The organism is Methylobacterium sp. CCH7-A2 (assembly GCF_001557075.1).
GTDB lineage: Bacteria > Pseudomonadota > Alphaproteobacteria > Rhizobiales > Beijerinckiaceae > Allobosea > Allobosea massiliensis.
The window spans coordinates 16,341-30,091 of sequence record NZ_LSKN01000119.1 but is presented as its reverse complement, the minus strand read 5'-3'; the positions used below and the strand labels follow the sequence as shown (position 1 = coordinate 30,091).

The window sequence follows — 13,751 nt, the reverse complement described above, 5'->3', positions numbered from 1 at the left end:
TCAAGGCACCGCGCGTCGGCTCAGGGAATCAGCACCGTCGAGCCCGTGGTGCCGCGGCTCTCCAGCGCGCGATGCGCGTTTGCAGCGTCCGCCAGCGCGAAGCGCGCGTTCACCGGCACCACGACCTTGCCGGACGCGACCGCGCCAAACAGGTTAGACGCCATCTCGACCATGGTCTCGCGCTTGGCGATATGGGTGAAGAGCGTCGGCCGCGTCACATAGAGCGAGCCCTTGGGGCCGAGCAGGCCGAGATTGAAGGGCTCGACCGTGCCGGACGCATTGCCGAAGCTTGCCAGCACGCCGAAGGGCTGCAGGGTGTCGAGCGAGGGCAGGAAGGTGTCCTTGCCGACGCCGTCATAGACCACGGCGCAGAGCTTGCCGCCGGTGATCTCCTTCACCCGCGCCACGAAATCCTCCTCGCGATAGAGGATGACATGGTCGGCGCCATGCGCCTTGGCGAGTTCGCCCTTCTCCTTGGAGCCGACGGTGCCGATCACGGCAGCGCCCAGCGCCTTGCCCCATTGGCAGAGGATGAGCCCGGTCCCGCCGGCCGCGGCATGGACGAGGATCGTGTCGCCCGGCTTTACCTTGTAGGTCCGGTGCAGCAGATACTCCGCCGTCATGCCCTTCAGCATCATGCTCGCGGCAGCCTCGAAGGAGACCGCCTCGGGCAGCGCCACCGTCGAGTTGACCGCGACGATGCGCTCCTCGGCATAGGAGCCGAGCGTCGCGACATAGGCCACCCGGTCGCCCGGCTTGAACTCGGTGACGCCCGGGCCGACGGACACGACCTCGCCGGCCGCCTCGTTGCCCGGAACGAAGGGCAGATGCGGCGCGGGATAGAGCCCGGTGCGGAAATAGGTGTCGATGAAGTTGAGACCGATGGCCCGGTTGCGCACCAGAAGCTCGCCCGGCCCCGGCGCCGGCAGCGTGATGTCCTCGAGCTGCAGCACCTCGGGCCCGCCGGTCTTGTGGATGCGGATCGCCTTGACCATGTCGTCATCTCCCTGAACGTTGGGACAGGACCATAAGGCCTTGGCGCGGCTGCGCAACGGGGCCGGGGCGCGGCCGGCGCATCACGTCCCTGCGATCCTGCGACGCCCCGCCCCGTGGCCAATCCCGCCCGTCTGGCGTAACCAGAACGGCATGACGACACCGCGCATGGACCAGGTCGACATCGCCATCGTCGGGGCCGGCGCCGTCGGGCTCGCGGCCGCGCTTGCGCTGGCCGAAGGCGCGCGCCGCATTGCCCTGCTCGGCCCCATCCCGACCCATCGCGATGGCCGCACCGTCGCCCTGCTCGACGGCTCCTGGCGGCTGCTCGGCGAGCTCGGCCTGCATGACGCGCTGGCCGACAAGGCCGCACCGCTGGCCGTGATGCGCCTCGTCGACGACACCGGCAGCCTGTTCCGCCAGCCCCCGGTCGAGTTCCGCGCCTCCGAGGTCGGCCTGCCGGCCTTCGGCTGGAATGTCGAGAATGCCGAGCTGGTCGCAGCGCTGGCGGCCAGGCTCACCACCACCGCCGGTATCCGCCACGAGCCCGGCCTGGTCTCCGGCATCACGCCCGACGAGGACGGCGTCGTGCTGTCGGGCGAGGGCTTTTCGCTGCGGGCCAGGCTCGTCATCGGCGCCGACGGGCGCCGCTCGCGGGTGCGCGAGGCGGCCGGCATCGCCGGCCGCGACTGGGATTATCCGCAGAGCGCTCTGACCGCGATCTTCGCCCATGCCCGCGACCATCGCGACGTCTCGACCGAATTTCATACCCGCAAGGGTCCCTTCACCCTCGTCCCCCTGCCCGGCCGCCGATCCTCGCTGGTCTGGCTGCTCGATCCCGCCGAGGCAGACGGGGTCGCGGCGCTCGACGACGCCGCCTTCGCCCGCCGCGTCGAGCGGCAGGCGCATTCCCTGCTGGGCACGATGCGGCTCGACGGGCCGCGCGGCCGCGTGCCGATGGGCGGGCTCTCGGTCGAACGTTTCGGCGCCGATCGCATGGTCCTCGTCGGCGAGGCCGCCCATGTCTTCCCGCCGATCGGCGCGCAGGGCCTCAATCTCGGCCTGCGCGACGTGACGGCGCTGCGCGATGCGGTGGACGAAACCTCCGATCCCGGCGCGCCGGCGGCGGTCGCGGCCTATGACCGGGCCCGGCAGGCCGATGTGCGCCTGCGCACCGGCGCGGTCGACACGCTCAACCGCACGCTGCTGACCGATCTCATGCCGGCGGATCTGCTGCGCGGCGCCGGTCTCCTGGCGCTGTCCCGCATCGGCCCGTTGCGGCGGCTGGTGATGCGGCAGGGGCTCGCCGGCGGGATGGCGCGGTAGCGCCCCTACCCCAGCAGGCTCTCAGTATCCGCTCCGCTGGCCGCGACCTCGCGCAAGGCCATCGCCTGCTCGCGGAACACCGGCGCCAGCGGCAGCGGCGTCGAGACCAGCCGGCGACCGCCAGGCTCCTGGACCTGCGTGTCGAACAGCCCGCGCGCCGTCAGATGCGGATCGGCCACCGCCTCCTCCAGCGTGCGCACCACCGTGCAGCAGCAGTCACGCGGCTCCAGCGTTTCGCGCCAGTGAGCGGCGGGCCGGCCGGCGATGATCGCCGCAATGCCGGCACGCGTGGCCTCGGGATCGGCGCGGTCGTCGCGCAGGGCGGGCGCGAGCCCGATCGCCTCGCTGAAGGTGTCCCAGAATTTCGGCTCCAGCGCCCCCACCGCCAGGAACCAGCCGTCCTGCGTCGCATAGAGGCCGTAGCGCGGGCTCGCTCCGGTCAGCAGCCCCTCCCCGCCCTCCGGGTAGCTGCCGCTCGCCTGGCCCTGCGCCAGCCCGTACCAGGCGAAGGCCGGCATCGCATCAGTCATGGCGATGTCGAGATGGCAGCCCTGTCCGCTGCGCTCGCGCTGGCGCAGCGCGAGCAGGATGTTGAGCACGGCCGGCATGGTGCCACCGGCGATGTCGGCGACCAGCGGCGGCGGCAGGGGAGCCGCCGCGCCGGCCCGCAGCGACTGGCCGAGCAGCCCGCCGACCGCCTGGTAGTTGATGTCGTGCCCGGCCTCCTGCGCGCGCGGGCCGAACTGGCCGTAACCGCTGATCGAACAGTAGATCAGCCGGGGATTGATCGCCGCAAGCGCCGCAGGACCAAACCCGAGCCGCTCCATCACGCCCGGCCGGAACTGCTCGATCAGGATGTCGGCGGCCTCGATCAGCGGCGTCAGCCGCGCCAGCGCGTCCGGTGCCTTCAAATCGATCTCGACGCTCGCCTTGCCGCGGTTGAGCACGGCATAGGGGGCCGACGTCTCGCCGAAGCGCGGCGGAAAGCGGCGCATCTCCTCCCCGCCCGGCCGCTCGACGCGGATGACCCGCGCGCCGGCCTCGGCCAGGAACAGGCTCGCCATCGGCCCCGGTAGCAGGGTGGAGAAATCGAGGACCGTGAGGTCGTCCAGCGGCAGCATCGGCAATCCGGCGCGGGGCCGGCGGACCGGCGATCAGGGGAAGAGGTCGGCCGCCATCCTGCCCGTCTTCACCAGCCACAGGAAGCCCGTCAGCGACACCATCGAGACGACGGTGCCGATCAGGATGCAGGCCGAGGCGCGGTCGATGCCGACGCGGTACTGCGTCGAGATCATGAAGATGTTCAGCGCCGGCGGCAGCGCCGCCATGATCACGCCGGTGAAGATCCAGATGTCGGGGAAATTGCCGATCGCCGAGAGCAGCAGCCAGATCAGCAGCGGGTGCAGCACGAGCTTGATCGCGACCAGCACCGGCACCTCGGCCGGCAGCGTCTTCATCGGCCGCAGCGCCACGGTGACGCCGAGCAGGAAGAGCGCACAGGGCGCGGCCGCCTGCGACAGCCACAGCGTCATCTTGTCGAGCACCGAGGGCAGCTCGAAATGGGTCGCGCTGGCGAGGATGCCGAGCAGCGTCGCGACGTTGAAAGGATGCGTCGCGACCTGCCAGGCGACCTGCCGGGCGGTATCGAGCGGGCTCTTCTTCTCGACGCCCGCCAGCGCCATCAGAAAGGGGATGATCGAGAACAGCAGCAGGCTGTCGAAGACGAAGATCAGCACGAGCGGCGCGCTCGCAGCCGGCCCCAGCGCCGCCAGCAGCAGGGGCGGACCCATATAGCCGATGTTGGAATAGGAGCCGGCGACGCCCTGCATCACCGCCTGCGGCAGGTCGCCTCGCGTCGCCCGCAGGCCGACCGCAAGCGACAGCATGAAGACCAGGAAGGTCGACAGCGTCGTCGCCAGGATGAAGCGGCCATTGGCCAGTTCCGTCACCGGCTTGTCGGCGATCAGCCGGTAGAACAGCGGCGGCAGCGCGACATAGATCAGGAAGAACTGCAGCCAGACCAGCCCCGCCTCTGGCAGGCGCTTCCACCGGCCGATGACGAAGCCGAGCAGGATCAACCCGAAGAAGGGCGCGACGAGATTGGCGATGGTGGCGAGATCGGCCATGCGGTCGACAGTCCCAGCGGAGGCGCCGACCGCGAGAGGGATCGACCTGCCCGGCGCTGTTTAGCCGGTGCCGGCCCGCACGCAAGACGCAAGGACGCCGGGGCGTCCAGCGAAGGATGCGGGCAAGACTGAATACCTAGGAATAAATAGACGGATTATCGTCCTAGGCATTCTGTCTCCGCTATCTCTCCCACCCAAGGGAGGATGGACGCGCCCTTCCCGCTCCGCCACATTCGCTGCACCGCAGCAGGGAGTGCCCGATGACCACCAAGACGCCGCGCCAGTTCTTCCGGCCTCTCGCGATCGGCGCGCCCGAGCCCTTTCGGGAGCTGCCGCTGCGGCTCGAGCGGATGATCCATTTCGTGCCTCCGCATCTGGAGAAGGTTCGCGCCAAGGTCGGCGACCTCGCGCCTACCGTCGACATCGTGCTCGGCAATCTCGAGGATGCGATCCCCGTCGAGGCCAAGCAGGCGGCGCGGGACGGCTTCATCGCCATGGGCCAGGCGGTGGATTTCGGAAAGACCGGGCTGTGGACGCGGGTGAATGCGCTGAACTCGCCCTGGTTTCTCGACGACATCACCGCGATCATGGGCCAGATCGGCGGCAAGCTCGACGTCGTGATGGTGCCCAAGGTCGAGGGCCCCTGGGACATCCATTATGTCGACCAGCTGCTCGCCCAGTTCGAGGCGAAGTATTGTCTGCCCAAGCCGATCCTGATCCACGCCATCCTTGAGACGGCCGAAGGCGTCAAGAACGTCGAGACCATCGCCACCGCCTCGCCGCGCATGCACGGCATGAGCCTGGGCCCGGCCGATCTCGCCGCCTCCAGGGCGATGAAGACGACGCGCGTCGGCGGCGGTCATCCCGAATACAAGGTCATCGCCGATCCCACATCCGATGGCGCGCCGCGCGCCGTCGCGCAGCAGGACCTCTGGCACTACACGCTGGCGAAGATGGTCGATGCCTGCGCGGCGGCCGGCATCAAGCCCTTCTACGGCCCCTTCGGGGATTTTGCGGACGAGGCCGCCTGCGAGGCCCAGTTCCGCAATGCCTTCCTGCTCGGCTGCGCCGGCGCCTGGACGCTGCACCCCTCGCAGATCGCCATCGCCAAGCGCGTCTTCAGCCCGGATCCGGCCGAGGTCGCCTTCGCGAAGCGCATCCTTGAGGCGATGCCCGACGGCTCGGGCGCGGTGATGATCGACGGCAAGATGCAGGACGACGCCACCTGGAAACAGGCCAAGATCATCGTCGATCTCGCGAGGCAGGTCGCGGCGCGCGATCCGCAGCTCGCCGCGCATTACGGCATGTGATGGGGCGCAGCGCGAAAAGCGGTTGATTTCGACCTATTTGCGACGCAATTCTCACGCAAGCGCAAGGGTTCACCCTGCTCTTCCGTACCGATGGATCGATCAGAGATGCAAGCACGTTCCGCCAAGTTCAGGATCGGCCAGGTCGTCAAGCACCGGGTCTACCCGTTCCGGGGCGTGATCTTCGACGTCGACCCGGTCTTCTCCAACACCGAGGAATGGTGGCTGGCGATCCCCGAGCATTTGCGCCCGTCCAAGGACCAGCCCTTCTACCACCTCTTCGCCGAGAACGAGGAGACGGAATACGTCGCCTATGTCTCGGAGCAGAACCTCGTCATCGACGACACCGGCCGCCCCGTGCGCCATCCGCAGGCGAAGGAATTCTTCCGCCGCGACCGCAAGGGCCGCTACCAGATCGACCGCGCCGGGCTGAACTGACCGGCAAGCCGGCTCCCGAGCCCCTGAAGCGAAACAGGCCGCCCTCCCGGGCGGCCTGTCTGCTTTTGAGGCGGTGAAACCTGCTCAGGGCTTCGGCGGGGTCGCCGGAGCGGCACCCGGAGCCGGAGCGGCGCCCGGCGCCGCATTGGCCCCGCCGCCGCCGAGCCGCTGGCGCAATTCCTCCTGGCGCTTGGCCAGTTCGTCCTGGAGCTGCTTCTGCTGCTCTTCCAGCACCTTCGGGTCGATCGCCGGGCCGTCGAAGCCCTTGGCGAAATCCGTCAGCGGGATCGAGAAGGAGACCTCTCGGGCGCCCTGGTTCTGCACGCTGACGCTGAGATTGTTGCCCTTCTTCATCGCGTTGATGAAGTCGTCCTTCACCTGCGCCTCGGCGAAGCAGCCATTCGGGAAGCAGATCGCGTAGCGCCCGGCGGTCGGCTGGGCGGTGTCGACGCCGAAGCGGATGCCGGGCTGCAGCAGCAGGCCGAGCGGCATCAGGAAGCGCACGATCTTGTTGGGGTCGCCCTTGACGTCGTAGATCGCGACGGCGAGCACCGGCTGGCCCTGATCCGAGACGAAGTCGCGGGTGGTGTAGCAGATTTCCTTGTTGGCGGCCTCGTCCTTGCCGCAGACCTTGGTCCAGCTCGTCTGCGAGGGCTCCGGCTTGACCTGAACGACGGTCGGCCCGCTCGCCTGACCCTGGGCCGGCTGGGCGGGAGCCGGCTGCGCCGGGCGCGGATTGGCGGGACGCGGTTGCGCCTGCTGCGCGAAGGAGGCCATCGGCGCGAGGCCGATCGCGGTGCTGAGTGCAACGCTCAGGGCGCGAGCGGACAGGCGAAACGAAGCGGACATGGCACTTTCCTTAAATCACGCGAATTCGGGATCACGACTTCGCAAGCCGCGCGCGTCACCACCGACAGCCCCATCGCATATCCGCGCCGGCTATCGCAAGCCGTGCACTTCAGGGGCGAATGCGGCGTGAGCATGACGTATCGGCTCCGGCTTTAGCGAGTTCCGCCAAGGGATTCCAGCCCGAATAGCTGCCCGGCGCCGGCCCCGTCGTGATATCGTCGGCCCGAGAATCAGGTCGGACGATGCTTTTGCTTGACGCGGCCCGGGCGGCCTCACGCGCCGCGGCCTTTACCCTGACGGTCCTGTCGGCGCTCATCCTGGGGATGGCGGCGGCGGCGCGCGCCGAATCGCCCGCGATCGACCACGCCATTGCGATGCATGGCGAGCCAGCCCTGCCGCGCGGCTTCGCGCATCTGCCCTATGCCGATCCGAAGGCGCCCAAGGGCGGGCGCATCGTCTTCGGCCAGCAGGGCACCTTCGACAGCCTGAACCCGCTGGTCGTGCTCGGCGTCGCGCCCGACGCCGTCCCGCGCTATGTCCAGCAGAGCCTGCTCTTCCGCTCGGCCGACGAACCCTTCACAGCCTATGGGCTGCTCGCCTCGCGGGTGGAGCTGAACGAGGCCCGCACCCGGCTGGCCTTCGAGATCGACGAGCGCGCCCGCTTCTCCGACGGCACGCCGGTGACCGCGCAGGACGTGGTCTTCACCTTCGAGATGCTGAAGACGAAGGGCAAGCCCTTCCACCGCTCCAGCCTCGGCCGCGTCACCCGGGTCGAGGCCCCCTCGCCGCGCCGGGTCGAGTTCGAGCTGGGCGACGGCAGCAATCGCGAGCTGCCGCTGGTCATCGGCGCCATGCCGATCTTCGCCAAGCATGCGACAAATGCCGAGACCTTCGGCGAGACCAGCTTCAAGCCGGCGCTGGGCTCGGGCCCCTATGTCGTCTCCGATCTCGTTCCGGGCGCGACCATCACCCTGAAGCGGCGCAGCGACTTCTGGGCCGAGGATCATCCGCTGACCCGCGGCCTCTATAACGCCGACGAGATCCGCTACGATTTCTATCGCGACGCAAACGCCCTGTTCGAGGCCTTTAAGGCCGGGCTCTACGATGTCCGCATCGAGCCGGATCCAACGCGCTGGATGACCGGCTACGACATCCCCGCCGTCCGCGACGGGCGCATCGTGAGAGAAACGCTGCGCTTCGAGGCGCCCAAGGGCATGACCGGGCTCGTCTTCAACACGCGCCGCCCGCTCTTCGCCGACATCCGCGTGCGCGAGGCGCTGGCGATGATGTTCGATTTCGAATGGGTCAACCGCAATCTCTTCCACGGGGTCTATCGGCGCGCCGGCAGCTTCTTCTCGGACTCGGAGCTCTCGGCGCTCGGCCAGCCGGCGGGGCCGCGCGAGCAAGCCCTGCTCGCCGCCTTCCCCGGCGCCGTCAGGCCCGACATCCTGGCGGGCACCTGGGTCCCATCGGCCACCGACGGCTCGGGCCGCGACCGCGAGCAGGCCCGCCGTGCGCTCGATCTGCTCAACAAGACGGGCTACGGCCTCGTCGACGGCGTGCTGCGGACGATGAAGGGCGGCGATCCGCTCGCCTTCGAGATCACCGTCACCAACCGCCCGCAGGAGCGTCTGGCACTGAACTACGCCCAGTCGCTCGGCCGCCTCGGCATCCGCGTCGATGTCCGGCTGATCGACGACGTGCAGTACTGGCGCCGGCTCTCGGCCTTCGACTTCGACATGATCCAGTGGACCTGGCCGGTCTCCGCCTCCCCCGGCAACGAGCAGATCGGCCGCTGGGGCTCGGCCAATGCCGGCCGCAAGGGCTCACTGAACTATGCCGGTGTCGCCTCGCCGGCCGTCGACGCGACCCTGCAGGCGCTGTTGGCGGCCCGCGAGCGGGAGGACTTCGTCGCCGCCGCGCGCACGCTCGACCGGCTGCTGCTCTCGGGCTTCTACGTCGTGCCGCTCTACTACCTGCCGGACACCTGGATCGCCCATGGGCGCGACATCGTGCTGCCGGCGCGCAAGCCCGCCTTCTTCCTGTCCACCGAAGTCCTGGCGCGCCTCCCGGCGACGCCGGCCCCGGCCAATTGAGAGACGGCGCGATGCGGGCCGAACCGGACGAAGCCACCGCCCTGCTCGACGGCCTCCATTTCGACACGCTGCTCCAGGCGCTCGCGGCCGGGCGCGGCTATGAGCCAGCCCTGCGCGACCCGCCGGGCCGCCAGGGCTGGAGCGATGTCGTGCCGGGCTCGCTCAGCTTCGGCCAATTGCACGCCGCGACCGACCGTCTCGCCCGTCTCCTTTCGATCAACCGGGCCCAGCCCGGCGCCCGCGTCGCGATCCTGGCTCCGCTCGGCCCCGAAGCGGTGCTCTCCGTATTGGCCTGCCTGCGGGCCGGCCTCTCGCCGATGCTGATGCCGATGCACGGCAACGAGCTGGAATTGCTGCGGCTGATCGAAGCCACCGACGCGGTGATGGCGCTCGGCGTCGCCCGCGTCGGCCCACTGCGCCCGCTGCTGATGCTGCGGGAACTCGCGGTGCGCGCCTTCGGCACGCGCTTCGTCGGCGGCTTCGGCGCGGAGGTGCCGGACGGCATCGCCCCGCTCGACAGGCTGATGGACAGCGCGACCTTGCACCCGCTGCCGGAGGTCGAGCGGCGGGCCGGACTCCAGGTCGTCGACGGCGCGACGATGTCAGGCCCTGTCGAGATCAGCGAGCGCGACGTGCTCGGCAAGGCGCTGGAGATCTCCCGCCTGCTCAAGCCGATGGAATCTTCGCGGATCGTGACTACACTGGTCGGCGGCGATCTCGCTGCGCTCGCCAGCGGCCCCGCCATGGCGATGCTGACGGGTGTCGAGCTGCTGCCGCTCGGCCTGTTCAGCCTGGGCGACCTGCAGGCCTGCATCGAGGGCGGCCGCAACGTGCATCTGGTGCTGCCGGGCGCGATGGAGCCGGCCCTCGCGCAGTCACGCCTGGCGAGCCACCCCGCGCTGGCGAGCCTCGTCTTCGTCCAGCGCCCGGCCGGCAGCCGCGCCCTACCCGCCATCGACCGGCCAGACGTCGCGATCGTCGACATCGATGTCGCGGGCGCCGCCGAGATCTCCGTCAGCCGGCGCTGAGCTGCAGGCGCTTCACGCGGCCTTCTTGCGCTCGGCGATCCGCGCCAAATCGGTCAAAAGGCGCCGGGTCTCCTTCAGCCGGGCTTCCGCCGACTCCAGGTCGTCGATGAAGACGACGCGCATGTCCGGGCGCACCTTGGCGAGCGTCCCCATCTTCGCGACATAGGAGACGAGCCCTTCAGGGTTCGCGAACTCGTTGTCGCGGAAGGCAACGATGATGCCCTTGGGCCCGGCCTCGACCTTCTCGACATTGGCGCGCTTGCACAGCGCCTTGATCGCGACGATCTCGAGCAGCTGCTTGACCTCCTCCGGCAGTGGGCCGAAGCGGTCGACCAGTTCGGCCCCGAAGGACTGCAGCTCGCCGTCGTCGTCGAGGGTCGAAAGCCGCTTGTAGAGGGTCAGCCTCAGCGTCAGATCGGTGACGTAATGCTCGGGGATCATCACCGGCGCGCCGATCTGGATCGTCGGCGACCACTGCGTCTCGCTCTCGTACTCGACACCCGCCTTGAGGGCCGCCACCGCCTCTTCCAGCATCTGCTGGTAGAGCTCGTAGCCGACCTCCTTGATATGACCGGACTGCTCGTCGCCGAGCAGATTGCCGGCGCCGCGAATGTCGAGATCGTGGCTGGCGAGCTGGAAGCCGGCGCCGAGCGTATCCAGCGACTGCAGCACCTTGAGCCGCTTCTCGGCCTGGTCGGTCAGCTTGCGGGTCGCCGGCACCGTGAACAGCGCATAGGCGCGCACCTTGGAGCGACCGACGCGGCCGCGCAGCTGGTAGAGCTGGGCCAGGCCGAACATGTCGGCGCGGTGGATGATCAGCGTGTTGGCGGTCGGGATGTCGAGCCCGGATTCGACGATGGTGGTCGAGAGCAGCACGTCGTACTGGCCCTCGTAGAACGCCGTCATCACGTCCTCGAGCTGGCCGGCCGCCATCTGGCCATGGGCGATGCCGACCTTGGCCTCGGGCACCTGCTTGTCGAGGAAATCCTTGACCTCGGCGATGTCCTCGATCCGCGGGACCACGTAAAAGGAGCGCCCGCCGCGATAGCGCTCGCGCAGCAGCGCCTCGCGCACGATCAGCGGGTCGAACGGCGTCACGAAGGTCCGCACCGCGAGACGGTCGACCGGCGGCGTTGCGATGATCGAGAGCTCGCGCACCCCGGTCATGGCGAGCTGGAGCGTGCGCGGGATTGGCGTCGCCGTCAGCGTCAGCATATGCACCTCGGCGCGGAACTCCTTCAGCCGCTCCTTGTGGTTGACGCCGAAATGCTGCTCCTCATCGACGATGACGAGGCCGAGATCCTTGAACTCGACGCCCTTGCCGAGCAGCGCATGGGTGCCGACGACGATGTCCATCGTGCCGTCCTTGATGCCGGCCTTCACCGCTTTGAGGTCCTGTGCCGAGACGAAGCGCGAGGCCTGGCCGACATTCACAGGCAGGCCTTTGAAGCGCTCGGCGAAGTTGCGGTAATGCTGCCGCGCCAGCAGCGTGGTGGGCACCACCACCGCGACCTGCTTGCCGGCGAGCGCGCAGGCGAAGGCGGCGCGCAGCGCGACCTCCGTCTTGCCGAAGCCGACATCGCCGCAGACCAGCCGGTCCATCGGGCGGCCGGCTGCCATGTCGTCCAGCACGGCGTCGATGGTGTTCTGCTGGTCCTCGGTCTCCTCATAAGGAAAGCGGGCGCAGAACTCGTCATAGAGCCCTTCCTGCGGAATCAGCCGCGGCGCTTCCTTCAGCGCGCGCGCGGCGGCGATCGCGATGAGCTTGCCCGCCATCTCGCGGATACGCTGTTTCAGCTTGGCCTTGCGGGCCTGCCAGCCGCCGCCGCCGAGCCGGTCTAGCGCAACCTCGGTGTCTTCCGAGCCGTAGCGCGAAAGCAGCTCGATGTTCTCGACCGGCAGGAACAGCTTGGAATCGGCCGCGTAATGGATCTCGAGGCAGTCATGCGGCGCCCCGGCGGCTGCGATCGACTGCAGCCCGACGAAGCGCCCGATGCCGTGATCGACATGGACGACGAGGTCGCCCGGCGCGAGCGAGGAGAGCTCGGCGATGAAGTCCTGCGGCCGGCGCGTCTTCTTGCGCGGGCGCACCAGGCGGTCGCCGAGAATGTCCTGCTCGCCGATGACGGCGAGCTTGCCGGCCTCGAAGCCGGTCTCGAATCCCCAGACCGCGAGCGCCGTGGTGCCCGGCTTCAGATCGAAGGCGGCCCGCAACGAGCCCGTCATCTGCACGGTCTTGAGGCCGTGATCGGCCAGCACATGGGCCAGACGCTCGCGCGATCCCTCGGACCAGGCCGAGAGGATGACGCGCTTGCCGTCCTTCTCCAGCGCCTTCACATGCGCGACCGCTGCGTCGAAGACGCCGCCGGCATTGTCGGCACGCTCGGCGGCGAAGCTCCTGCCCTGCCTCGCACCCAGATCGACGATCAGCTTGCCGTCGCTGTCGGGCAGCTGGAAGGGCGTCAGCGTGGCGACGCCGGACTGGTCGACGATGCCGCGCCAGTCGGCCGGCGAGAGATAGAGCGCGTCCGGCTTCAGCGGCTTGTAGGGCACGCCGCCGGCGCTCGGCTGCTCCATCGCCGCCTTGCGGGCGTCGTAATAGTCCTTGATCAGGCTGATTCGTTCGCCGACCGCATCCTCGCCCTGATGGTCGAGCACCAGCGGCACATCCGGCAGATAGGTGAAGAGCGTGTCGAGCCGCTCCGCCAGCAGCGGCAGCCAGTGCTCGAGCCCGGCCGGACGGCGGCCTTCGCTGACGGCTTCGTAGAGGGTGTCGTCGCGACCCGGCGTGCCGAAAGTGGTGATGTAGCTCTGGCGGAAGCGCCGGATGCTCTCGCTCGTCATCTGCGCTTCGGACATCGGCACGAGGTCGAGGCCCCGCATCTGCCCGGTCGTGCGCTGCGTTTCCGGATCGAAGGTGCGGATCGATTCCAGCGTGTCGCCGAAGAAATCGAGCCGGATCGGCGCCGGCATCCCCGGCGGGAAGAGATCGACGATGCCACCCCGCACCGCGAATTCGCCGGTCTCGCGCACGGTCGAGGTGCGCAAGTACCCGTTCATGTCGAGCCAGCGCGCCAGTTGCTCGGTGTCGACCATGTTGCCCGGCGCCGCCGAAAAGCTCTCGGAGGCCACCTTGGAGAAGGCCGGCACGCGCTGCAGCGCGGCGCTGACCGTCGTCAGCAGCAGCCGCGGCTTGTCGCCGGACTTGGTCTTGGCCAGCCGTGACAGCGTCGTCATCCGGTGCGCGACGATCGAGGGCGCGGGCGAGACGCGGTCATAGGGCTGGCAGTCCCAGGCCGGGAACGTCATCACCTCGAGATCGGGCGCGACGAACTGCAGCGCGTTTTCGAGCACCTGCAATCGCTGGCCGTCGCGGGCGACGAAGACCAGCATCGCCGCGCCTTCCGCCTTCTTCGCCCGGGCCCGGGTCAGATCGGCGAGAACGACGGCATCGAACCCGTCCGGCACGCTGGCGAGCGTCGGCTTGTCGCCCCGATGGAGCGCATCGAGGATGCGGTCGCTCTGCAGCTTGGCGATCTGGGCGGGAGGCGGAATGCTCATGGAAGCGCGTCATTCTCGGGCTTGACC

10 protein-coding genes are annotated in these 13,751 nt (G+C 69.1%); 5 read left to right on the top strand and 5 right to left on the bottom strand.

The genetic code is table 11. From position 1 onward, the window contains the following. Positions 1-20 precede the first annotated feature (20 nt). Positions 21-995, bottom strand: coding sequence for a quinone oxidoreductase (locus AX750_RS10290; RefSeq protein ID WP_066718340.1), 975 nt, complete (start codon positions 993-995; stop codon positions 21-23). 151 nt (positions 996-1,146) lie between these two features. Here AX750_RS10290 and AX750_RS10285 point away from each other — a divergent pair, with 151 nt between their 5' ends. Beyond that, positions 1,147-2,319, top strand: a complete 1,173-nt coding sequence (locus AX750_RS10285) for a UbiH/UbiF family hydroxylase (RefSeq protein ID WP_066718338.1) — start codon at positions 1,147-1,149, stop codon at positions 2,317-2,319. A gap of 5 nt (positions 2,320-2,324) precedes the next feature. Here AX750_RS10285 and AX750_RS10280 read toward each other — a convergent pair whose 3' ends face one another. After that, positions 2,325-3,440, bottom strand: a complete 1,116-nt coding sequence (locus AX750_RS10280) for a CaiB/BaiF CoA-transferase family protein (protein WP_066718336.1) — start codon at positions 3,438-3,440, stop codon at positions 2,325-2,327. Between the two features lie 33 nt (positions 3,441-3,473). After that, the gene (locus AX750_RS10275; RefSeq protein ID WP_066718333.1) at positions 3,474-4,445 is read right to left on the bottom strand and encodes an AEC family transporter; all 972 of its coding nucleotides are present in this window, start codon (positions 4,443-4,445) and stop codon (positions 3,474-3,476) included. A 260-nt stretch (positions 4,446-4,705) separates the two neighbouring features. Between AX750_RS10275 and AX750_RS10270 the strand changes: the two genes are divergently transcribed. Both AX750_RS10270 and hspQ read left to right on the top strand, forming a co-directional pair. Next, complete coding sequence (locus AX750_RS10270) at positions 4,706-5,755, top strand: CoA ester lyase (protein ID WP_066718329.1); 1,050 nt, start codon at positions 4,706-4,708, stop codon at positions 5,753-5,755. A gap of 105 nt (positions 5,756-5,860) precedes the next feature. Continuing rightward, a complete protein-coding gene (hspQ, locus tag AX750_RS10265) occupies positions 5,861-6,190 on the top strand; it encodes a heat shock protein HspQ (RefSeq protein WP_066718326.1) in 330 nt (109 codons plus the stop codon). An 84-nt stretch (positions 6,191-6,274) separates the two neighbouring features. On the opposite strand, the gene AX750_RS10260 is transcribed toward hspQ, so the two are convergent. After that, positions 6,275-7,039 (bottom strand): invasion associated locus B family protein, encoded by a 765-nt coding sequence (locus AX750_RS10260; RefSeq protein ID WP_066718324.1) that lies wholly within the window; start codon positions 7,037-7,039, stop codon positions 6,275-6,277. Between the two features lie 242 nt (positions 7,040-7,281). On the opposite strand from AX750_RS10260, the gene AX750_RS10255 reads away from it, so the two are divergent. Next, positions 7,282-9,135 (top strand): extracellular solute-binding protein, encoded by a 1,854-nt coding sequence (locus AX750_RS10255; RefSeq protein ID WP_066718321.1) that lies wholly within the window; start codon positions 7,282-7,284, stop codon positions 9,133-9,135. An 11-nt stretch (positions 9,136-9,146) separates the two neighbouring features. After that, positions 9,147-10,163, top strand: coding sequence for an AMP-binding protein (locus tag AX750_RS10250; protein ID WP_066718319.1), 1,017 nt, complete (start codon positions 9,147-9,149; stop codon positions 10,161-10,163). 12 nt (positions 10,164-10,175) lie between these two features. On the opposite strand, the gene mfd is transcribed toward AX750_RS10250, so the two are convergent. After that, positions 10,176-13,724, bottom strand: coding sequence for a transcription-repair coupling factor (gene mfd / locus AX750_RS10245; RefSeq protein WP_066718316.1), 3,549 nt, complete (start codon positions 13,722-13,724; stop codon positions 10,176-10,178). Positions 13,725-13,751 lie beyond the last annotated feature (27 nt).

What these genes read in the sequence shown, in the direction of transcription:
- AX750_RS10280 (WP_066718336.1), bottom strand. Translation starts at nt 3,440, where the DNA reads ATGCTGCCGCTGGACGACCTCACGGTCCTCGATTTCTCCACCCTGCTA.
- AX750_RS10275 (WP_066718333.1), bottom strand. Translation starts at nt 4,445, where the DNA reads ATGGCCGATCTCGCCACCATCGCCAATCTCGTCGCGCCCTTCTTCGGG.
- hspQ (WP_066718326.1), top strand. Translation starts at nt 5,861, where the DNA reads ATGCAAGCACGTTCCGCCAAGTTCAGGATCGGCCAGGTCGTCAAGCAC.
- AX750_RS10290 (WP_066718340.1), bottom strand. Translation starts at nt 995, where the DNA reads ATGGTCAAGGCGATCCGCATCCACAAGACCGGCGGGCCCGAGGTGCTG.
- AX750_RS10260 (WP_066718324.1), bottom strand. Translation starts at nt 7,039, where the DNA reads ATGTCCGCTTCGTTTCGCCTGTCCGCTCGCGCCCTGAGCGTTGCACTC.
- mfd (WP_066718316.1), bottom strand. Translation starts at nt 13,724, where the DNA reads ATGAGCATTCCGCCTCCCGCCCAGATCGCCAAGCTGCAGAGCGACCGC.
- AX750_RS10285 (WP_066718338.1), top strand. Translation starts at nt 1,147, where the DNA reads ATGACGACACCGCGCATGGACCAGGTCGACATCGCCATCGTCGGGGCC.
- AX750_RS10255 (WP_066718321.1), top strand. Translation starts at nt 7,282, where the DNA reads ATGCTTTTGCTTGACGCGGCCCGGGCGGCCTCACGCGCCGCGGCCTTT.
- AX750_RS10250 (WP_066718319.1), top strand. Translation starts at nt 9,147, where the DNA reads ATGCGGGCCGAACCGGACGAAGCCACCGCCCTGCTCGACGGCCTCCAT.
- AX750_RS10270 (WP_066718329.1), top strand. Translation starts at nt 4,706, where the DNA reads ATGACCACCAAGACGCCGCGCCAGTTCTTCCGGCCTCTCGCGATCGGC.